We start from the raw sequence: 21,550 nt of genomic DNA on the forward strand, positions 1-21,550 counted from the left end.
CCCAATACTGCTACAGGTTCACGAGCGTTCGGCTGCGGATTTTACAATCCCCGCCAGCTTCTCCGCCAACTGCTGCACTTCCGTTTCGTCGGCACCCTCGATGGTGACGCGCACCAGTGGCTCGGTGCCGGAGGCGCGCAAGACCACCCGGCCGCGACCGTGCAGGATCTGCTCCACCTCGGCCAGCGCCTGCTTCACCTCGCTGCTGGACAATGCCTCACGGGCACCGGCGGCACGCACGTTGAGCATCACCTGGGGCATCTTCTGCAGGCCTTGCCGTGCCACGGCCAGGTCTTCGCCGGAGCGCACCAGCGCCTCCAGCACGGCCAGCGCGGCGATGATGCCATCGCCGGTGGTGGCGCGGTCCAGGCACAGGATGTGGCCGGAGGTCTCGCCGCCGAGCAGGCCGCGATGTTCCTTCAGCTGCTGCAGCACGTAACGATCGCCCACGTTGGCGCGGATCAGCGGCACGTCGAACCGGGCCAGCGCCAGTTGCAGGCCGTAGTTGCTCATCAGGGTGCCGACCACCGGCCCCTGCAGCTTCCCCTGTGCATGCCAGCTGCGCGCCAGTATGTACAGAATGTCGTCGCCGTCGGCCAGCACGCCGTTCCGGTCGACCAGTTGCACGCGGTCGCCGTCGCCATCGAACGCGATGCCGAGGTCGGCGTCATGTGCCAGCACGGAGCGCTGCAAGGCCTGCGGATGAGTCGAGCCAGCCTCGCGGTTGATGTTGAAGCCGTCCGGCTTGTCGCCGATCGCCACCACCTCGGCACCCAGTTCGGCAAACACCTTCGGCGCCACCTGGTAGGTCGCGCCATGGGCGCAGTCCAGCACCAGCCGAAGCCCGTGCAGGCTGAAATCCTCGGCGACGGTGGACTTGCAGTATTCCGTGTAACGGGCCACCGCATCGTCGATCCGGCGCGCCTTGCCGAGCCGTTCGGATGGCACCGTGGTGAACGCGGCGTCGACCTCCCGCTCGATCGCCAGCTCCACTTCGTCGGACAGCTTCTCGCCATCGGCGGAGAAGAACTTGATGCCGTTGTCGTGATGCGGGTTGTGCGAGGCGCTGATCACGATGCCGGTCTGCGCGCGCATCGAGCGGATCAGGTAGGCCACCGCCGGCGTCGGCATCGGGCCGAGCAGGCCCACGTCGGCGCCGGCCGCGACCAGGCCTGCCTCCAGCGCGGCCTCGAACATGTAGCCGGAGATGCGGGTGTCCTTGCCGATCAGCACGTTCGGTCGCTTGCTGCCGTCACGCGCCAGCACGCTGCCGACGGCGCGCCCAAGCTTCAGCATGAAGTCCGCGCTGATCGGCCATTGGCCGACCAGTCCGCGGATGCCGTCGGTGCCGAAATATTTGCGCTGGGTCATGGGCTGCCTGATGGCGATGATGAGGGGGAAGGAAAGATGAAGGCGCAGCTCAGTCGTCGTCCGGCCAGCGCGGCATGGCCGGTTTGTCGGCACGCCGCGGCACGGTGTCAACCGCGTGCACCGCCTGCCACACCGCCAGCGCATCGACGGTGGCGGCCACGTCGTGCACGCGCACCATGCGTGCGCCGCGCTGCGCCGCGATCAGCGCCGCCGCCACGGAACCGGCGGCGCGTTCCGCCGGCACGCTGCGGCGGGTCATTTCGCCGATCATCGTCTTGCGCGACAGGCCGATGTAGGCACCACTGCCGAGATCGGCGAAACGCTCCAGCGCGCACAGCAGCGCCAGGTTGTGCTGCAGCGTCTTGCCAAAGCCGAAGCCGGGATCGACCAGCACCTTGCGCCGGTCGATCCCGGCCAGTTCGCAGGCGAACAGCCGGTCGGTGAGGAAGCGGTGCACCTCGCCGACCACGTCGTCGTAATGCGGCTCGGCCTGCATGCTGCGCGGCTCGCCCTGCATGTGCATCAGGCATACCGGTACGCCCAGCTCGGCCGCCGCGGCCATCGCGCCATCGCGGCGCAGCGCGTACACATCGTTGATCATGCCGGCGCCGGCCGCCACTGCCGCACGCATCACTTCCGGCTTGGAGGTGTCGATCGCGATCGGCAACATGGTGCGCGCAATCAGCTGCTCGATCACCGGCAGCACCCGGCGCAGTTCTTCCTCGACCGGCACGTCGGCCGCGCCGGGACGGGTCGATTCGCCGCCGACGTCGATCATGTCGGCGCCCTCCTCCGCCAGCGCCAGGCCGTGCGCCACCGCCGCGTCGACGCTGTCGTGCGTGCCGCCATCGGAGAACGAATCGGGGGTGACGTTGAGGATGCCGACCACCCGCGCGCGGTCGAGCCGCAACGGGCGCCCGGCACAATCCAGCACCGTGGCAAACAGCTCGTTCGACATGCTCATGGCCTCGTCAATGTCCGCAAGCGGCGCTCAGGCTTCGGCCTTGCCGCCCAGCTCGCCCATGTAGCGGCGATAGTGGCGCAGCTCGGCGATCGAGTCGCGGATATCCGACAGCGCCGTGTGCGCCGATTCCTTGCCGACGCTCTTGGCAATCTCCGGCGCCCAGCGCCGGGCCAGTTCCTTGAGCGTGGAGACATCCAGGTTGCGGTAGTGGAAATAGCGTTCCAGCCGCGGCATCTGCCGGTGCAGGAAGCGGCGATCCTGGCAGATCGAGTTGCCGCACATCGGCGACTTGCCCGGCGGCACCCACGCGCGCAGGAAATCCACCGTAGCCTGCTCGGCCATCGCATGGTCGGTTTCGGAGATCAGCACCTGCCGCCACAGGCCCGACTTGTGGTGCTGGTTGGAATTCCAGTTGTCCATGGACTCCAGCCGATCGATCTCGTGGCGTATCGCGAACACCGGCCCGTCGGCCAGCACGTTCAGCTCCTTGTCGGTGACCACCGTGGCGATCTCCAGGATCGAATCGTTGTCGGTGTCGAGGCCGGTCATCTCCAGATCGATCCAGATCAGGTTGTCTTCGTGGGCTTGGCTCATGGGCTCTCCTTGTGCGCCGGAGTTTATCAGCCTTGCCCGCATGCGATGATCCGCGCCATGCAGACTTTCTTCTGGCACGACTACGAAACCTCCGGCGCCGACCCGCGACGCGACCGCCCGCTGCAGTTCGCCGGCATCCGCACCAGCCCGGAACTGGAAATAATCGGTGAGCCCGTGATGTTCTACGGCAAGCCGTCGCTGGAGATGCCGCCGCACCCCGATGCCTGTCTGATCACCGGGATCACCCCGCAACAAGCCGAACGCGAAGGCGTCAGCGAGGCCGAATTCGCTGCCCGCGTGCACGAACAACTGGCCGCACCGGGCACCTGCGGCGTCGGCTACAACTCGCTGCGCTTTGACGACGAATTCACCCGGCAGATGCTGTACCGCAACTTCCACGAGCCGTACGGCCGCGAGTGGGAGAACGGCAACTCGCGCTGGGACCTGATCGACCTGGTGCGCATGTGCCAGGCGCTGCGGCCCGAGGGCATCAGCTGGCCCACCCGCGAGGATGGCACGCCCAGCTTCAAGCTGGAGCACCTGGCCCGTGCCAACCAGCTCAGCCAGGAACGCGCCCACGATGCGCTGTCGGACGTCCATGCGCTGATCGAGCTGGCCCGGCTGATCCGCGTGCGCCAGCCACGATTGTGGGACTGGTACTACGCCCTGCGCCGCAAGCAGAAGGTGTTCGAGTTGCTCGACGTGGTGAACATGACGCCGCTGGTGCACGTCTCCTCGCGCTACCCGGCCAGCCGCCATTGCATGGCCGTGATCGCACCGCTGGCAGCGCACCCCAGCCGCCCCGGCGAGGTGATCGTGTACGACCTGGCCACCGATCCGGCCGCATGGCTGGCGCTGGACGAGGACGAGATCGCCGACCGCATCTTCACCGCGCGCGCCGACCTGCCCGAGGGCATCGAACGCATCCCGTTGCGCACCGTGCGCGCGAACCATGCGCCGGCGCTGGCGCCGCTGTCGGTACTGCAGGGCGTGGACCTGGATCGCCTGCAGCTGGACCTGGCCCGCTGCCAGGCCCATCGCGACGTGCTGCATGCCGTCGACGGGCTGGCGGAAAAACTGCGCCGCGTATTCCAGCGCGCCGCCGAACTGCCGCCGCCGGAAGATCCCGAGCTGGCCTTGTACGGCGGCGGTTTCCTGCCCGATGCCGACAAGCGCCTGCTGGCCCAGGTGCGCGCCACGCCGCCGCAGGAGCTGGGCACCCGCGCGTTCCCGTTCCGCGACCCGCGCTACCCGGAGCTGCTGTTCCGCTACCGCGCGCGCAACTGGCCGGAGACGCTGGATGCCGACGAACGCACGCGCTGGGAAAGCTTCCGTCAGGCGCGCCTGACCCGGCACACACCGCTGACCGGGCTCACCCTCGACGACTACTTCGCCCGCCTCGACGAACTGCGCCACGATCCGCAAGCACAAGACAAACTGCCCCTGCTCGACCAGTTGCAGGCCTGGGGCGAACAGCTCGCCGCCAGTGTCGAACCTCTCTGATCCCCATCCGCCTCGCCCTCAAGACCCGCCATGCCCCAGAGCTATTTCACCCCCGCCACCTTCCGCTTCCTGCGCGCCGTCGGGCGCAACAACAACCGCGAATGGTTCCACGCGCACAAGGACGACTACGAGCGCCACGTGCGCGAGCCGTTCCTGCGGCTGATCGCCGACCTGCAGGCGCCGCTGGCGAAGATCAGCGCGCACTACCGTGCCGACCCGCGCAAGAACGGTGGTTCGCTGTACCGCATCTACCGCGACACCCGCTACTCCAACAACAAGCTGCCGTACAAGTCGTGGCAGGGTTCGCGCTTCTTCCACGAGCGCCGGCACGAGATCCAGGCGCCCGGGTTCTACCTGCACATCGAACCCGGCGAGTGCTTCGCCGGCGGCGGCATGTGGCACCCGGAGCCGGATGCGCTGAAGCACATCCGCGAGTTCCTGGTCGACAACCCGGCCGCGTGGAAGCGCGCCACCCAGGGCAAGGCGTTCCGCGAGCAGCTGCAGCTGGGCGGCGAGTCGCTGGTCCGCCCGCCGCGCGGTTACGACCCCGCGCATGAGCTGATCGACGACCTCAAACGCAAGGACTTCGTCGCCACCACCACGCTCAGCGAAGAGCTGGCCTGCTCGGATGAACTGCTGCCGTGGACGGTCGCCACGTTCAGGCGCGTCGCACCGCTGGTCGACTACCTGTGCGCCGCGCAGGAGCTGGAGTTCTAGGCAACTGATGCAGTAGCGGGATGAATCCGGCTGCGTGCAGCCAGCGAGCGCGTGGCAACGGCCATCCCGATCACCGCGGCAAATGCCACGTAATGCGCGGGCGCCAGCACGCCGAACCGCTTCACCAGCAGGCTGATCAGCGGCGGCGTCAATCCGCCGAACAGCGCATAGGCGACGTTGTACGAGAACGACAACCCGGAGAAACGCACCGCCGGCGGAAACGCCGTCACCATCAGCGCCGGCACCACGCCGGTCACGCCGACTGCCAGCCCGGCCAGCGGGTATAGCAGCAGGAAGTGCGCGGCACCGGAGCGCAGGTCGAGGTACAGCGCATAGCTGCACAGCAGCAGTCCGAGCGCACCGAACAGCAACGCGCGGGCGTAGCCGATCCGGTCGGCCAGCCAGCCGTAGCCCAGACAGCCCAGCGCCAGCGCAAACGAGGCCAGGTTGCTGCCGAGGAACGCCCGCGCCGGCGTGACATGAAATGCCAACTGCACGATCGACGGCGTCATCAGGATGATCACCAGGATCGCCGCGGTGAGCATCCAGGTCACCAGCACCGACAGCAGTACCCCCGGCAGATGCCGCTCGAACACCTGGCGCAGTGGCAGGCCGCTGGCCAGTTCCCTGCGCGCATGCATCGCCTCGAACACCGGCGTCTCGCTGAGCCAGCGGCGCAGCCACACCGCGAAGAAGCCGAACACGCCGCCGGCCAGGAACGGCAGCCGCCAGCCATGGTCGAGCACCTCGGCCGGGGTCATCCGGCTGTTGATCGCCGCGGCCAGCAGCGAGCCGATCAGGATGCCCACGGTGAGCCCCGAGGTGAGGCTGGCGCAGGCAAAGCCGATCCGCTGCGGCGGCACGTGCTCGGCTACGAACACCCATGCGCCGGGCACCTCGCCACCCACCGCGATGCCCTGCACCACCCGCAGCAACAGCAGCAGCAGCGGCGCCAGCATGCCGACCTGCGCGTACACCGGCAGCAGGCCGATGGCCAGGGTCGGCACCGCCATCAGGAACACGCTGAGCGTGAACATCCGCTTGCGCCCCAGCTTGTCGCCGTAGTGCGCCATCACGATGCCACCCAGCGGGCGTGCCAGGTAACCCGCCGCGAAGATGCCGAACACCTGCAGCTGGGCCAGCCACGGCGCAGTGCCGGGCGGAAAGAACAGGTGACTCAAGGGGATCGCGAAGAACACGAACACCACGAAGTCGTAGAACTCCAGCGCACCGCCCAACGCGGACAGCAGCAGGGTTTTCACGTCGCGTGGACGCAAGCGTTCGCGGTCGGCTGCGGGCGACGTATTCATCAACGGACAGTCCCGGTGGTGGAAGGCTCGCACCTTAGCGCAGATTGCCCCGTGTCCGGCGGCAACGACGGCATCCGGCACGGCAGACCACCACCGCGCGCCAATCAGCGCGGCCATGGCTTTTTCAGGCGTTGGAAAACGGAAACGCCAGCACGTCGGCGATCGCGTCGGTACCGGCCAGGCACATCAGCAGGCGCTCCATGCCCAGTGCCACGCCGGCGCAATCGGGCAGCGCGTCGAGCACGCCGAGCAGGTTTTCGTCGAGGGGGATGTCGCGCAGGCCGCGCTCGCGTCGCCGCGCGTTGTCGCGCTCGAAACGCCCGCGTTGTTCGGTTGCATCGTTGAGTTCGTGGTAGCCGTTGGCCAGCTCATAGCGGCCCAGGTACAGCTCGAAACGCTCGGCCAGCGGCGGCTCGCCGGGGCGGAGTCTCGCCAGCGCGCACTGGCTGGCCGGGTAGTCATGGATCACCGTGATGCGGTCGCGCGGGAACGCCGGCTGCAGCTTGTGCGTGATCAGCAGGTCGAGCCAGTCGTCGTGGCCGAGACCCGCCGGGTCGATGCCGAACTCGGCCAGCGGCGTGCGCAGTTCGTCGATACCGGCATGTGCCGGGTCAATCCCCAACTCGTCCAGGAACAGCTGCCGGTAGCTCGTCAGCAGCACTTCCGCACGCCGCTCCACCAGCGCCAGCGCGGCCTCGACCAAGGCAATGGTTTCCTGCATCAGCTGGCGATGGTCCCAGCCGACCCGGTACCACTCCAGCATGGTGAACTCGGGATTGTGCCGGCCGCCCGCCTCGCCGTTGCGGAACACCCGGCCCAGCTCGTAGCAGTCGCCGACGCCGGCGGCGAGCAGCCGCTTCAGCGGGTACTCCGGCGAGGTGCGCAGCCAGCGCTCGCGCGCGCCTGCATCCACGTGGCCGCTGAACGTCGTGCGGAAGCTCTCGATGTTCGGCTCGGTGTTGCCGGCCGCCGACAGGATCGGCGTCTCCACCTCCAGCACCTGGCGCTCGGCGAAGTACGCGCGCACCAGCGCGTACAGGCGCGCGCGCAGTTGCAGGGCGGCGAGTGGTTCGACGCCCATCAACCGGCCTCGTGCTCGCCGAGCAGCGCCAGCAGCTGCGCCTCGTCCCATACCGGCACGCCCAGTTCCTGTGCCTTGTCCAGCTTGGAGCCAGCGGCTTCGCCGGCGATCACCGCGCTGGTTTTCTTCGATACCGAGCCGGAGACCTTGGCGCCCAGCGCTTCGAGTCGATCCTTCGCCTCGTCGCGGCTGAGCGAGGCCAGTGTGCCGGTGAGTACGAAGGTCTGTCCTTCCAGCGGTGCCGTCGCTGCTTTCGCTATGTGCGGGATGGCTGCAAGCAGGCGCTGCATCGCCGCCTCGGCCTCGCGCAGCCCGGCAAGGGCGGTCGGGTCGGCGAGACGGTTTTCCAGGCTGATGGCCGCCGCCTGCGGCACGCCGGCAGTGATCCAGTGCGTCGGCCCACCAGCCAGCAGTTGGTCGAGCGTGGGGAAGTGTTGCGCCAGCAACGTGCAGCTCTTCGGGCCGAGCTTGTTGATGTTGGCCATGCCCAGCAGCACGCCCAGGTCGAGGCGTTCGCGCAGCTGCGGCGACGGCGTGCCCTCGTCGCTGAAGGTGATGCCGGCCTTGAGCAGCGCGTCAACCACCCGCTCGTTGCCGGCCTGGGCGAAGAAGCCGGCGATCGAGGTGGCCACCTCACTGCCGATATCCGGCAGCACGCGCAGCACCGTCGCTGGCGTGCTGCGCACGAATTCCAGACGACCCAACCACGCCGCCAGCGTCTTCGCCGTGCTTTCGCCGATGTGCATGATGCCCAGCGCATACAAGAAGCGCGCCAGCGTGGTGTGCCGGCTGGCCTCGATCCCGGCCACCAGGTTTTCCGCCCACTTGGTCGCCACCTTGCCGGCCTTGACGGTTTCCGGCGTGGTGCCGTCACGCTCGTCGATGCGGCGCTTCATCTCGACGAAGTCGTCCAAGCCAAGGCCGTACAGGTCGGCTGGCGAGCGCACGATGTCCAGTTCCACCAGCGCCTCGGCGAAGCGTTCGCCCAGGCCTTCGATATCCATCGCACGGCGCGAGGCGAAGTGGATCAGCGCCTCCTTGCGCTGCGCGGCGCAGATCAATCCGCCAGAGCAGCGCCATGCGGCGGCGCCCTCCTCGCGCAGCAGCTCGGAGCCGCATACCGGGCAGTGCGCAGGCATGTGCCAGGGATGCGTGTGCGGCGGCCGCAGCTCGGGCATCACGCGCACCACTTCCGGGATCACGTCGCCGGCGCGGCGCACGATCACGGTGTCGCCCACACGCACGTCCAGCCGCGCCACCTGGTCGGCGTTGTGCAGGGTGGCGTTGGTGACGGTGACGCCGGCCACCTGCACCGGAGCCAGCCGCGCCACCGGCGTGGCAGCGCCGGTGCGGCCGATCTGGATCTCGATCGCCTCGACCGTGGTGGTCTGCTCCTGCGCCGGAAACTTGTGCGCGATGGCCCAGCGCGGCGCGCGCGAGACGAAGCCCATCTCGCGCTGGCCGGCGTAGTCGTCCAGCTTGTAGACCACGCCGTCGATGTCGTACGGCAGGCTGTCGCGCTTGCCGCCGATGCGGTGGTAGTAGGCGATCAACCCGTCGAAGCCGCGCGCCGTGTCCACTTCCGGCGATACCGGGAAGCCCCACTCGCGCAGCTGCCGCAGCGTGGCCGAATGGGTCGGCGGCAGCTCACCGCCCTCGACCACGCCGATCGCGTAGGCGAAGAAACTCAGGCGCCGTTTCGCGGTGATTGCCGGGTCGAGCTGGCGCAGCGAGCCGGCCGCGCCGTTGCGCGGGTTCGCCAGCGGCTTCTCGCCGTGCTTGCGGGCGTACTCGTTGAACGCCTCGAAATCCTTGTGCAGCATGATCACTTCGCCGCGCACTTCGAGCACGTCGGGCCAGCTCTTGCCACGCAGCTTCAAGGGAATGGCGCGCACCGTGCGCAGGTTGGCGGTCACGTCCTCGCCGGTCTCACCGTCGCCGCGGGTGGCGCCCTGCACGAACACGCCGTGCTCGTAGCGCAGGCTGATCGCCAGGCCGTCGAGCTTGGGTTCCACCGAGAAAACGGGGTCGCTCCGTTTCGTGGTCTGCTCGATGCGCCGCTCGAACTCGGCCACCTCGCGGAAGCGTTCACGCTCGTTGTCGCCGTCCTGCTCGAACGCGTTGCCCAGCGACAGCATCGGGATCGCATGGCGCACCTCGGCGAAGCCGCCGCTGGCGCGCGCGCCGACCTTGCGCGTGGGCGAGTCGGGCGAGGCCAACGTGGAATATTCGGCCTCCAGCGCTTCCAGTTCGCGCATCAGCCGGTCGTACTCGGCGTCGGTGATGTCCGGGTCGTCGAGCACGTGGTAGCGGTAATTGGCCTGCTCGATCTGCGCCCGCAGCGCGGCGGCGTGGGCGACAGTCTCGGCCGGGGCCGGGCGTTCCGTCATGCAGGTCTCCTTCGGATCTCCCCGCAGTTTAACGACACCGGCGCGCGATGCGGATCAGCGGTGGTAGTGCCCCGCCGCCTCCGGCTGGTAGGCGATCTCCAGCACCTTCAGCCGGCGCTTGCGGCCATCCGGCGTGGGCCAGTCGATCTGCTGGCCCTGTGCCAGCCCGAGCAGCGCGCTGCCCACCGGCGCCAGGATCGACACCGTGCCGGGCGTACCGGTGGCTGCCGGATAGACCAGGGTCAGGGTCAGCTTTTCGCGATTGCTCTCGTCCTCGAAGGTGACGGTGGAATTCATCGTCACGATGTGCTGCGGCATCGCCGCCGGCTCGACCACGTCGGCGCGGTCCAGTTCCGCGCGCAGCGCATCGAGCTTGGCGGCCTCGACGGCCGGCAGGCGTTCCAGCAACGCTTCGATGCGTTCCATGTCGATGCGGGAAACAGTGATCGGTGGCTTGCTCATGGCTATTCCTGGTACTCGCGGCTCCTGCCGCACAAAAGCACACGCCGGAACGAAGCCGCCCCGGCGCGTGTGGTTATCAATGGCCGTCATGCCTATCTGGGCATGACTGGCAGTAAAACAAGACTCACTGTGCGGATACTGCCGACGAAAATCAAGCTGCCGCAGCAGTTACCATGCCGGCAATGGCCCCCCACACCGCCGCGGACCCCCACGCCGTCGCCGCCGACGCCACCGTGCCAACGATGGAGGCGGCTGATCTGCGCGAAATTTCCTCGCGCGAGCGCTTCCGCGGACTGCTGTGGCTGGTGGCCGCCGCGTTCTTCATGCAGTCGCTGGATTCCACCGTGGTCAACACCGCGGTGCCGGCGATGGCCGAGGCGCTCGGGGTGACCCCACTAGGCATGCGCACCGCGCTGACCAGCTACGTGCTGACCCTGGCGATCCTGATCCCGGCCAGCCCGTGGCTGTGCGACCGCTTCGGCACGCGGCGGGTGTTCGGCGCGGCGATCGTGGTGTTCGGCCTGGGCTCGCTGCTGTGCGGCATCGCGCAGACGCTGCCGCAGCTGGTCGCTGCGCGCGTGGTGCAGGGTATCGGTGGCGCTGCGCTGATGCCGGTGGGCCGTTACGTGCTGGTACGCAGCATCGACAAGCGCGAATTCGTGCGCGCAATCAGCACGGTGGCCACCTTCGGCCTGCTCGGCTCGGTGCTGGGGCCGTTGCTCGGCGGCGCGATCGTGGAGTTCACCTCGTGGCGGCTGATCTTCCTGATCAACGTGCCGGTGGCGATCGCCGGCGTGTGGATGAACCAGCGCGACATGCCCGAGTATCGGCTCGACCACGCGAACCGCTTCGACTCGGCCGGTTTCCTGCTGTTCGGCGCCGCCTCGGCGCTGCTGCTCACCGCCTCGGAACTGGCCGGCAGTGCACCGGTACCGTGGCTGCGGATGGGCCTGTGCGCCCTGGTTGCCGTGCTGCTGGGCGCGATCTACGTGTGGCACAGCCGGCGCACCCCGCACCCGGTGGCGGACCTGACCCTGCTGAAGGTGCGCAGCGTGTGGGTGTCGCTGGCCGGTGGGCTGTTCACCCGGCTCGGCATCTCCGGCATGTTCCTGCTGCTGGTGCTGTTCCTGCAGGTCGGCTGCGGCTGGTCGCCGCTGATGGCCGGCCTGATGATGGTGCCGCAGGCACTGGGCTCGATCATCGCGAAGTGGGCGGTCAACCGCACGCTGGTGCACTACGGCTACCGCCGCCTGCTGATCGGCAACACGCTGATCGTGGCCGCGCTGCTGGCAACCTTTGCCCTGCTCGGCCCGGGCTCGCCGGTGTGGATGATCGCGTTGCTGACGTTCGCCTACGGCGCCTTCGCCGGCCTGCAGTACACCACCATGAACACGCTGATCTACACCGACCTGGACATCCAGCACGCCTCGATGGCCTCGTCGATGGCCTCGACCGTGCAGTACCTGGCGATGAGCTTCGGCATCGCACTGTCCACCCTGCTGATGGAAGCGATGCTGCAGGGCCACGCCCATGAAGACTACGTGGTGGCGTTCCGCTGGACGATGATCCTGCTGGCGGCGATCACCGCGGCAGCCAGCCGCGTGTTCAGCCGGCTGCGGCACGATCGCCCGTTGTCCGGCGCTGCATGACGCAGGAGGCTGCATGTAGCATGCAGTCTTTGTCGAAAGTCCGGGCGCACGCCACATGCATCACGCCAGCGAGATCCTGTTCACCCTGTTCGTCGTGTTCGTCGCCGCCCAGATCGGCGGCGAGATCGCGCAGCGGCTGAAGCTGCCCGGCGTGGTCGGCGAGATCGCCGCCGGCTGCGCGATCGGCCCTTCACTACTGGGCTGGATTACCCCGGAGCAGATCGCCACCGGCACCCCGCTCGACGTGCTGGCCGAGATCGGCGTGATCCTGCTGCTGTTCGCGGTGGGCCTGGAAACGCGGCTGGAGGATCTGAAGAAAGTCGGCAAGGTGGCCTTCGTGGTCGGCGTGGTCGGCGTGCTGGTGCCGTTCGGCATGGGCAGCGTGTGGGCCCACAGCAACGGTTTCGACTGGGACCGCTCGCTGTTCGTCGCGGCTGCGTTCGTGGCCACCTCGGCCGGCATCACCGCCCGCGTGCTGCAGGAGCTGAACGCGCTGCAGCGCATCGAGAGCAAGGTGATCCTGGGCGCCGCGGTGATCGACGACATCCTGGCCATGTTGCTGCTCGGCGTGGTGGTCTCGCTGCAGGGCGGCGGCAGCATCGACGCCGTGCACCTGCTGGTGGTGCTGGCCGGCGCGGTCGGTTTCATCGCGGTGATCGGCTGGGGCGGCGCGCGGGTGATGCGCTGGAATTCCAGTTGGCTGGACAAGCCGCTGGGTCCGCATTCGCCGCTGATGATCGTGCTGGCGCTGTGCCTGGGTCTGGCCTGGCTGTCCACCCGGTTCGGCCTGGCCGCGATCATCGGCGCGTTCCTGGCCGGCATGATCGCCTCGGAAACGCGCCAGCAGCACAGCCTGGAAAAGCAGACCCAGCCGCTGCTGGCCTTGCTCACGCCGTTCTTCTTCGTGGTCACCGGCAGCAAGGTCGACCTGCACGAGCTGGCCAGCGGCGAGGCGCTGTGGATGCTGGCCGCGGTTACCGCGATCGCGATCGTCTCCAAGTTCATCGGCGGCTGGCTCGGCTCACTCGGCCTGGGCCGGCGCAGCGCCACCATCATCGGCTTCGGCATGGTGCCGCGCGGCGAAGTCGGCATCGTGGTCGCCACCCTGGGCCTGGCCGCCGGCGTGTTCGACAACCGCATCTACGCGATCATCGTGGCGATGTCGCTGCTCACCGCGATGGTGACGCCGCCGGTGCTGGCATGGCTGCTGCGACGTACGCCGGAAAACACACCGCGCTGATCCGCTCTGGCCCGGAAAGACGAAACGCCCCGGGCGGGGCGTTTCGCATGACGGATCGGCCGGCTCAGAAGCTGACTGTCACCCGCGCATACCAGAAGGCACCGTTGAAACCGAACGGCGAGGTGAGCGCGTACTTGACGCCGAGGTACTGCAACGTGGCGTTCTGCTCCTTGCCGGGGTAGGTGTCGAACACGTTGTTGCCGCCGACGGCCACCGTGAAGGTGTCGTTGAACTTGTAGCGTGCCTCCAGGTCCAGCAGCGTCTTGCCGCTGTAATGGTTCACGTCGTCCGGCGGATTGTTGCTGCCGAACAGGCCGACCGTGGTGCTCCAGCTGCCGTAGTGGTTGATCCGCGCGATGGCGTCGAACTGGTGCAGCCCGTAGTCGAAGGTCAGCACGGAGCGGGTCTTCGGCACCTGGTGCTCGAGGTCGTACACGAAATCGTTGTTGAGCGTGTCCGGCTTGACCTTGACCACGTCCTGCTTGTTGCGGTTGTAGCGGAAGTCGACGTTGAGCGTGCCGTCGCCCAGCTGGTGGTGCGTGTCGACCACGAAGTCGATGCCGCTGACGTGGGAGCCGAACGCATTGCCGAAGTAGCTGGCGTCGCTGCCGAGCAGCAGCGGCGCGTTCGGGTAGCCGCCGGCGGTGAGCTGGTCGACGGTGGCCTGGGTAATGGTCTTGCTGACCAGGCCGATGCGGTTGTCGATCCTGATCCGGTAGTAATCCAGGGTCGTGGTGATGTTGTCGATCGGCGTCCAGACGGCACCGACGGACAGGCTCTTCGACGTTTCGGTCTGCAGCGGTGTCGAGCCGAGCGCGCGCGCCACCGGATTGTTCACCGGATAAGTGCCGCTGGGGATCAGGCCACCCTGGGCGTTCGCCGTGGTGGTGACGTTCAGCGTGTTCGCCTGGCCCGGGGTCGGGGTGCGGAAGCCGGTGTTGAACGTGCCGCGCAGCGCGAACGTGTCGGTGAACGCGTAGCGGCTGGACACCTTGTACACCACCTTGGAGCCGTAGCCGTTCGCATGCTCGTAGCGCACTGCGGCGGCGCCCGACCACTTGTCGGTGAGGTTGGTCTCGGCGTCGAAGTAGGCGGAGTCGCTGTTCTGTGTGAAGCGTCCGGCCGCATCGGTTGGGAAGCCCTGGAAGGCGTCCGAGCCCACGCCGAACACCGAAGCGGTCGGCCCCACCTGGATCGAACCGGGGTCGCCCTGGTGGATGATGTAGGTTTCCTGGCGCCACTGCGTACCGAAGGCGAGCGTGAGCGGCGAGTCGTCGAACGAGCGGACGAAATCCGCGCCGGCTTCCTGCTCGCGCTGGGTCAGCTTGCCGGGACGGAAACTCGTGGGCGAAAGGCTGCCCAAGCTCGGGTTGATCGAGCCCTGCAACCGGTAGTCGACCTCGTTGCTGCCGGTGCGGTAGTGCGCATCCCACTGGAAGTTGCTCTGCGCGCCACCACGGACGCCGCCAACCAGCTGGTGGTCGGCGATGTCGGCGCCGAACATCGGGCTGTAGCCGCCGGGGAACAGCTTGTAGATCGGGTTGAGCAGCTCCCAACCACTCGGGCTGGCCGCATTGGCCGTGAGGTAGTTCGCCGGGTTGCCGCCGCCGGCGGTGATGCTGTCCACCAGCGACTGCGGTGCGTTCGCCGGCGTCAGGGTGCCGTTGGCGTAGCTGACCAGGGTGGAGCGGCCGGAGATGCCGTCCTGCGGCGGCAGCACTGGGGTGCGGTAGAAGAAGCTGGACAGCACCTTCTTGTCCATGAAGTTGCCGTAGCCGTAGAGCTGCACGTCGTCGGCCAGCGGCAGGCCCGCGTTGACGAACAGCTTGTTCGACTTGGTCTGCGGGTCGCCCCAGCGCTGGCCGAGGCCGTTGTACGGCACCAGGTTCGCTCCCACCACCGCCGCCACGGCCGCCGCGGCATGCTGCGGAGCGCCGCGCGAGGTGGGGTCGGTGGTTTCGCGCTCGGCACTCACATGCACGAAGCCGTCGGTGCCGAGCCGGAACCCCGCATCGGCGTCGTAGCGTCGCAGGTCGCCGTCGCCCTTGCCGTACTTGCCCAGCTCGGCGCTGAGCGTCACGCCCTTGGGTTCCTTCTTCAGGATCACGTTGACCACGCCGGCGATCGCGTCCGAACCGTACAGCACTGAGGCGCCGTCACGCAGCACCTCGACACGTTCGATCGCATTGGACGGGAACACCGAGAAGTCGACCGCTTGCGCGCCCTGGTTGAAGGTGCCGAGCGGATCGATCTGCAGGTTGACCAGCGCCGAACGATGGAAGCGCACGCCGTCCACCAGCACCAGGGTCTGGTCGGGCGACAGGTTGCGCAGCGACACCGGCCGCACGAACGCCGTGCCGTCAGCGATGGGAAAGCGCTGGGTGGTCAGCGACGGCACGATGTTGGTCAACGTGTCGCTCAGGTCCGCCGAAGGCTGCTCCGCAATCTGCTTGCCGCTGAACGCGTCGATCGGCGAAATGGATGCGGTCGGCGACAGGCCAGCCCGATGCGTGCCGGTCACCACCACCTCCTGCAGGTTGGTGGTCGTCTTGCTGTTTGCAGTGTTGCTCTTCCCCTGCACCTTGGTTGCCTGGCCGCTGGTGGACTGCCCTCCCCCATCCACCGCACCCGGTTCCTGCGCCTGCGCCGACCACGCCACCAGTGCAGCGGCGGCAAGTGCCGTGCGCACCGCGCGCAAAAGCACCACGTTGACACCCGTTTGTTTAGGCATCTGTTCCTCCCCTTGAATTAACCCCATTGGCCCCTGCATCGCAACCTACTCCTGCTCGACCCGCCGGAAAAGACTCACCACGGTTTCGACGATCGCCATCCGCAAAAGCGACATGGTGCGGGCTGAGCAAACCGCAATTTGATGTGGTTACGCGAAAACTTGCGGCATGGCGGAGAGACGGAATGCGCAGCTTTTTGTCTGGGCGATGGCCCTATTCGATGGCTCGCCGAGTCCAGGCGTTCGGCGACGATCAACCGTCCTTCGCATCCACGCGATCATCGTGGCGATGTCGTTGCCCACCACATGCGATGCCACGGGTACTGGCGTGGCCGCCGAAGCGCAGCACCGGTGCCCGCCCGGCCAGGGTTCCCGACGTGCGCGGCTGCATGCCGCTTCGACGCGCCGGGTCCGGCGGCGCTACGCTGTCCGCACCGGCGCCGCCGGCACCGACCGGAACCGAAGCATGGACCAGACCACGCCCGACACCGCCGCGCCGCTGATCCGCAACCGCACCTTCGACGAGATCGCCATCGGCGACAGCGCGACGATCGAGCGCGTGCTGACTGCCGCCGACGTGCAACTGCTGGCGACCCTCTACGGCGACAGCGATCCGCAGCAACTGGATCCGACGCACGCCACTTCGCCCGACGCCCACGACACGATCGGCCATGGCATGTGGGGCGTGGCGCTGATTGCCGCCGCGCTGGGCACGCGTCTGCCCGGCGCCGGTACTACCTGCCTGGAACAGTCGCTGCGTTTCCACGTGCCGGTACGCATCGGCGACACGCTGGCGGTGCAGGTGCTGGCGATCGCGCGGGATGCCGCCACCCGGCAGATCCGTTTCGCCTGCCGCGGCGTGAACCAGCATGGCGTGCTGGCAATCGACGGCACGGTCGAGGTGATCGCGCCCGCCGAGCACATCGACTACGCCACCACACGCCTGCCGGCAGTGCGCCTGCCTGACGGCGACGGCCGCCCGCTGCTGGCCCGCGCGCTGGCGCTGGGTGCGATCCGCGTCGCGGTGGTGCATCCCTGCGATGAAACCAGCCTGGCCGCCGCACTGGACGCACACGCGGCCGGCCTGATCGAACCAGTACTGGTGGCGCCGCGGGCGAAACTCGTCGAGGTGGCGCGCCAGGCCGGGCTCGATCTGGCCGGCATCGCCATCGAGGACGTGCCGCACAGCCACGCCGCCGCCGCGCGCGCGGTCGAGCTGGCCGCCGGCGGCCGCGTCGACGCGCTGATGAAGGGCAGCCTGCACACCGACGAGCTGATGGCGGCCGTGGTCGCTTCCGCCGCCGGCCTGCGCACGGCGCGGCGCATCTCGCACTGCTACCTGATGCACAGCCCGGCGTATCCGCGCCCATTCATCATCACCGACGGTGCGGTCAACATCGCGCCCACGCTGGAGGAAAAGGCCGACATCGTGCGCAACGCGATCGAGCTGGCGCACATCCTCGGCGTGACCACGCCGCGGGTGGCGATCCTCGCCGCGGTGGAGACGGTCAACCCGCGCATGCAGACCACGCTCGACGCCGCTGCGCTGTGCAAGATGGCCGACCGTGGCCAGATCACCGGCGCCGTGCTGGACGGGCCACTGGCGTTCGACAACGCGATCTCCGCCGCGGCCGCGCGGATCAAGGGCATCGACTCGGAGGTGGCCGGCCTCGCCGACATCCTGCTGGTGCCCGACCTGGAAAGCGGCAACATGCTGGCCAAGCAGCTGGAATACCTGGGCGGCGCCAGCAGTGCGGCGGTGGTGCTGGGCGCGCGCGTGCCGATCGTGCTGACCAGCCGCGCCGACTCGCGCGAGTCGCGCATCGCCTCGTGCGCGCTCGCCGCACTGGTGGCCCACCGCTACCGGCTCACCCCGCCATGAACGACAGCAGCACAGGCTCACTCATCCTGGTGTTGAACTGCGGTTCGTCCAGCATCAAGTTCGCGCTGTTCGACGCGAACGCGACGCCGCTGGCGCGCACGCCGGCGTGGGGCGGCAAGGTCGAGGGCATTACCGGCAATACCCCGCTGTTCAGCGAAAGTGGCACCGCGGCCGAGACGCTGACGCTGGACTGCGAGCACCCCTACCACGCCGCGCTGACCTACCTGCGCCAGCGCATCGTGGCGCGGCTGCACGGCCGCCGCATCGTGGCGATCGCGCACCGCGTGGTACACGGCGGCAGCAAGTATTTCGAACCGGTGCGGGTCGATGCCGCGGTGCTGGCCGACCTGAAGAGTTATATCCCGCTGGCGCCGCTGCACCAGCCGTTCGCGCTGGAGGCAATCGCCGCGCTGCTGGCCGAACTGCCGCAGCTGCCGCAGGTGGCCTGTTTCGACACCGCCTTCCACCAGAGCATGCCGACGGTCGAGAAGATGCTGCCGCTGCCGCGCTCGGCGTGGGATCAGGGCCTGCGCCGCTACGGTTTCCACGGTCTGTCCTACGCGTACCAGTCGCAGGTGCTGGGCGAGCGCTACGGCGACGCCGCGCGCGGCCGCACCATCGTGGCGCACCTGGGCAGCGGCGCCAGCCTGTGCGCCATGCGCAACCTGCAAAGCGTTGCCACCACCATGGGTTTCTCGGCGCTGGACGGGCTGATGATGGGCACGCGCTGCGGCGCGCTGGACCCCGGCGCGGTGATCTACCTGATGGAGATCGGCAAGCTGTCGCTCGAACGCGTGGGCCGCATGCTGTACCACGAGTCCGGCCTGCTCGGCGTTTCCGGGGTGTCCGCCGACCCACGCGAGCTGCTGCCGCGCGAAGCCGAGGCGCCGGTGCGCGAGGCGCTGGCGTTGTACGTGCGCAGCATCGTGCGCGAGGTGGGCGCACTGGCGGCCACGCTGAACGGACTGGACATGCTGGCCTTCACCGCCGGCATCGGCGAGCACCAGGCGGTGATCCGCGAGCGCGTCTGCGCCGGCCTGGGTTTTCTCGGCGTGGCGATCGACCCGGCCGCGAATGCCGCCAACGCGCCGGTCATCTCCAGCGCCGCCAGCGGGGTCAAGGTGGTGGTGGAAGCCGCCAACGAGGAATGGGTGGTCGCCACGGCCGCCGCGGCGCTCGTCCACGCCTGAGCATTCAGGCCAGCATGCCGGCGTCCTGCGCGCCCCACGCCCAGTTGCGGATCTCCGGCAGGTCCTCGCCGTTGTCGTCGATGTACTGCTTGTGCTCGAGCAGCTTGTCCAGCAGCTTCTGCTTGAGGTAGATGCCCCGCTCGCCCGCCTGCGGCACGCGGTTGATCACGTCGATCACCAGGTGGAAGCGGTCCAGCGCGTTCAGCACGGTCATGTCGAACGCGGTGGTGATGGTGCCCTCCTCCTGGTAGCCGTGCACGTGCAGGTTGTCGTGGTTGGTACGCCGGTAGGTGAGCCGATGGATCAGGCTCGGGTAGCCGTGGTAGGCGAAGATCACCGGCTTGTCGCGGGTGAACAGCTGGTCGAAGTCGTCGTCGTCCAGGCCGTGCGGATGCTCGCGGCGCGATTGCAGCTTCATCAGGTCGACCACGTTGACCACGCGCAGCTTCAGCTCCGGCAGGTAGCGCCGCAGGATCGTCACCGCCGCCAGCGTCTCCAGCGTGGGCACGTCGCCGGCGCAGGCCATCACCACGTCGGGCTCGCCGTGCTGGTCGCTGCTGGCCCACGGCCACAGGCCGATGCCCTGGCTGCAGTGCCGCTGCGCCGCGTCCATCGCCAGCCATTGCGGCGCCGGGTGCTTGCCGGCGACCACCACGTTGACGTAGTGGCGGCTGCGCAGGCAGTGGTCGATCACCGACAGCAGGCAGTTCGCGTCCGGCGGCAGGTACACCCGCACGATGCTGGCCTTCTTGTTGACCACGTGGTCGATGAAGCCGGGATCCTGGTGGGTGAAGCCGTTGTGGTCCTGCCGCCACACGTGCGAGGCCAACAGGTAGTTCAGCGAGGCGAGCGGGCGCCGCCACGGGATCGCCGCGGTCATCTTCAGCCACTTGGCATGCTGGTTGAACATCGAGTCGACGATGTGGATGAACGCCTCGTAGCAGTTGAACAGGCCGTGCCGCCCGGTCAGCAGGTAGCCTTCCAGCCAGCCTTCGCACTGGTGCTCGCTGAGCATCTCCAGCACGCGCCCCTGTGCCGCGAGGAATTCGTCTTCCGGTTTCCGTGCAGCCTCCCACTGCCGGTCGGTGGTTTCGAACACCGCGCCAAGGCCGTTCGAGATCGTCTCGTCCGGGCCGAACACGCGGAAGTTGCGCGACGGCTCGTTCAAGCGGATCACGTCGCGCAGGAACGGCCCCAGTGCGCGCGTGTCGCCGCTGCCGCGCACGCCGGGCTGCGGCACCGCGACCGCGTAGTCGCGGAAATCCGGCAGGCGCAGGTCGCGCAGCAGCAGGCCACCGTTGCTGTGGGGGTTCGCACTCATCCGGCGCGTGCCAGCCGGCGCCAACGCGGCCAGCTCCGGCCGCAGCCGGCCGTGCGCGTCGAACAGTTCCTCCGGCCGGTAACTGCGCAGCCACGCCTCGAGCTGCTGCAGGTGCTCCGGCGGGCTGCTGGCAGAGACCGACAGCGGCACCTGGTGCGCGCGGAAAGTGCCCTCGTTCGGTTTGCCGTCGACCAGCTTCGGCCCGGTCCAGCCCTTGGGCGAATCGAGCACGATCATCGGCCAGTGCGGCCGCGCAGTGACGCCGCGTTCGCGGGCATCGCGCCGGATCTGCCGGATCTGCGCCACCACCGCGTCCAGCGCCGCCGCCATCGCCTGGTGCATCGCCGCCGGTTCGCTGCCCGACACGAAGTACGGCGTCCAGCCATAGCCGCGCAGCAACTGATCCAGCTCGTCGTGGCCGATCCGCGCCAGCACGGTGGGGTTGGCGATCTTGTAGCCGTTCAGGTGCAGGATCGGCAGTACCGCCCCGTCGCCCACCGGGTCGAGGAACTTGTTCGAATGCCAGGCGGTGGCCAGCGGGCCGGTCTCGGCCTCGCCGTCGCCGACCACGCAGGCGGCGATCAGGTCGGGGTTGTCGAGCACCGCGCCGAACGCGTGGCTCAGCGAATAGCCGAGCTCGCCGCCTTCGTGCAGCGAGCCGGGGCATTCCGGCGAGGCGTGGCTGGGTATCCCGCCCGGAAACGAAAACTGCTTGAACAACCGCTGCAGCCCCGCTTCGTCCTGGCTGATGTCCGGGTACACCTCGCTGTAGGTGCCATCCAGGTACGCGTTTGCCACCACCGCGGGGCCGCCGTGGCCGGGGCCGGAGATGTAGAACATGTCCAGGTCGTACTGCCGGATCGCCCGGTTCAGGTGCGCGTAGATGAAGTTCTGCCCCGGCGTGGTGCCCCAGTGGCCCAGCAGCATGTGCTTGACGTGCGCCAGCGCCAGCGGTTCCTTCAGCAGCGGATTGGCGCGCAGATAGATCTGCCCCACCGAAAGATAGTTCGCAGCACGCCACCAGGCGTCGATGCCGTGCAGCTGGTCGGGGTCGAGCGGCTGGCGGGCGAGAGTATTGGTAGTCATGGTCTGGCAACCCCGCGAAGGCAAAGAACCCGGTTCGGTGCACTATGTACACCGCGGCTTGT

General features: G+C 68.3%; 15 protein-coding genes. 6 read left to right on the top strand and 9 right to left on the bottom strand.

The window, feature by feature from the left end:
- Positions 1–18 precede the first annotated feature (18 nt).
- From glmM to orn, 3 genes are read right to left on the bottom strand one after another with little or no spacing between them, the layout of a single operon-like run.
- Entirely contained in the window at positions 19–1,371 is a 1,353-nt protein-coding gene (gene glmM, locus IMW82_RS03620; protein WP_211003875.1) for a phosphoglucosamine mutase, read from the bottom strand.
- A 49-nt stretch (positions 1,372–1,420) separates the two neighbouring features.
- A complete protein-coding gene (folP, locus tag IMW82_RS03625; RefSeq protein WP_211003876.1) occupies positions 1,421–2,335 on the bottom strand; it encodes a dihydropteroate synthase in 915 nt (304 codons plus the stop codon).
- 27 nt (positions 2,336–2,362) lie between these two features.
- Positions 2,363–2,929, bottom strand: a complete 567-nt coding sequence (gene orn / locus IMW82_RS03630; protein WP_108472882.1) for an oligoribonuclease — start codon at positions 2,927–2,929, stop codon at positions 2,363–2,365.
- A gap of 57 nt (positions 2,930–2,986) precedes the next feature.
- Here orn and sbcB point away from each other — a divergent pair, with 57 nt between their 5' ends.
- Complete coding sequence (gene sbcB, locus IMW82_RS03635; protein ID WP_211003877.1) at positions 2,987–4,432, top strand: exodeoxyribonuclease I; 1,446 nt, start codon at positions 2,987–2,989, stop codon at positions 4,430–4,432.
- A 30-nt stretch (positions 4,433–4,462) separates the two neighbouring features.
- Entirely contained in the window at positions 4,463–5,149 is a 687-nt protein-coding gene (locus IMW82_RS03640) for a DUF2461 domain-containing protein (RefSeq protein ID WP_108472883.1), read from the top strand.
- Here IMW82_RS03640 and IMW82_RS03645 read toward each other — a convergent pair.
- The 4 genes from IMW82_RS03645 to rnk form a co-directional block, all read right to left on the bottom strand.
- Positions 5,146–6,459, bottom strand: coding sequence for an MFS transporter (locus IMW82_RS03645; protein WP_108472884.1), 1,314 nt, complete (start codon positions 6,457–6,459; stop codon positions 5,146–5,148). The two genes, IMW82_RS03640 and IMW82_RS03645, sit on opposite strands and share 4 nt — an antisense overlap.
- 124 nt (positions 6,460–6,583) lie before the next feature.
- Positions 6,584–7,540, bottom strand: a complete 957-nt coding sequence (gene epmA, locus IMW82_RS03650; RefSeq protein WP_108472885.1) for an EF-P lysine aminoacylase EpmA — start codon at positions 7,538–7,540, stop codon at positions 6,584–6,586.
- Complete coding sequence (gene ligA / locus IMW82_RS03655; protein ID WP_108472886.1) at positions 7,540–9,930, bottom strand: NAD-dependent DNA ligase LigA; 2,391 nt, start codon at positions 9,928–9,930, stop codon at positions 7,540–7,542. The genes epmA and ligA overlap by 1 nt, the downstream gene beginning before the upstream one ends.
- A 54-nt stretch (positions 9,931–9,984) precedes the next feature.
- Positions 9,985–10,392, bottom strand: coding sequence for a nucleoside diphosphate kinase regulator (gene rnk / locus IMW82_RS03660; RefSeq protein ID WP_108472887.1), 408 nt, complete (start codon positions 10,390–10,392; stop codon positions 9,985–9,987).
- Between the two features lie 173 nt (positions 10,393–10,565).
- Between rnk and IMW82_RS03665 the strand changes: the two genes are divergently transcribed.
- Together IMW82_RS03665 and IMW82_RS03670 are read left to right on the top strand one after the other, a co-directional pair.
- Positions 10,566–12,041, top strand: a complete 1,476-nt coding sequence (locus tag IMW82_RS03665) for an MFS transporter (protein ID WP_108472888.1) — start codon at positions 10,566–10,568, stop codon at positions 12,039–12,041.
- A gap of 55 nt (positions 12,042–12,096) precedes the next feature.
- Positions 12,097–13,281 (top strand): cation:proton antiporter, encoded by a 1,185-nt coding sequence (locus IMW82_RS03670; RefSeq protein ID WP_108472889.1) that lies wholly within the window; start codon positions 12,097–12,099, stop codon positions 13,279–13,281.
- A gap of 64 nt (positions 13,282–13,345) precedes the next feature.
- On the opposite strand, the gene IMW82_RS03675 is transcribed toward IMW82_RS03670, so the two are convergent.
- Entirely contained in the window at positions 13,346–16,012 is a 2,667-nt protein-coding gene (locus tag IMW82_RS03675; protein ID WP_108472890.1) for a TonB-dependent receptor, read from the bottom strand.
- Positions 16,013–16,475: 463 nt separating this feature from the next.
- Between IMW82_RS03675 and IMW82_RS03680 the strand changes: the two genes are divergently transcribed.
- Together IMW82_RS03680 and IMW82_RS03685 are read left to right on the top strand one after the other, a co-directional pair.
- Positions 16,476–17,891: a bifunctional enoyl-CoA hydratase/phosphate acetyltransferase gene (locus tag IMW82_RS03680; protein WP_211003878.1), complete on the top strand. Its 1,416-nt coding sequence runs from the start codon at positions 16,476–16,478 to the stop codon at positions 17,889–17,891.
- Positions 17,888–19,081, top strand: coding sequence for an acetate/propionate family kinase (locus tag IMW82_RS03685; protein ID WP_211003879.1), 1,194 nt, complete (start codon positions 17,888–17,890; stop codon positions 19,079–19,081). Before IMW82_RS03680 ends, IMW82_RS03685 begins: the two co-directional genes overlap by 4 nt.
- A gap of 4 nt (positions 19,082–19,085) precedes the next feature.
- On the opposite strand, the gene IMW82_RS03690 is transcribed toward IMW82_RS03685, so the two are convergent.
- The gene (locus tag IMW82_RS03690; RefSeq protein WP_211003880.1) at positions 19,086–21,488 is read right to left on the bottom strand and encodes a phosphoketolase family protein; all 2,403 of its coding nucleotides are present in this window, start codon (positions 21,486–21,488) and stop codon (positions 19,086–19,088) included.
- Between the last annotated feature and the right edge of the window lie 62 nt (positions 21,489–21,550).

This window comes from Rhodanobacter sp. B2A1Ga4 (assembly GCF_018101315.1).
GTDB classification, from domain to species: Bacteria; Pseudomonadota; Gammaproteobacteria; order Xanthomonadales; family Rhodanobacteraceae; genus Rhodanobacter; species Rhodanobacter thiooxydans_A.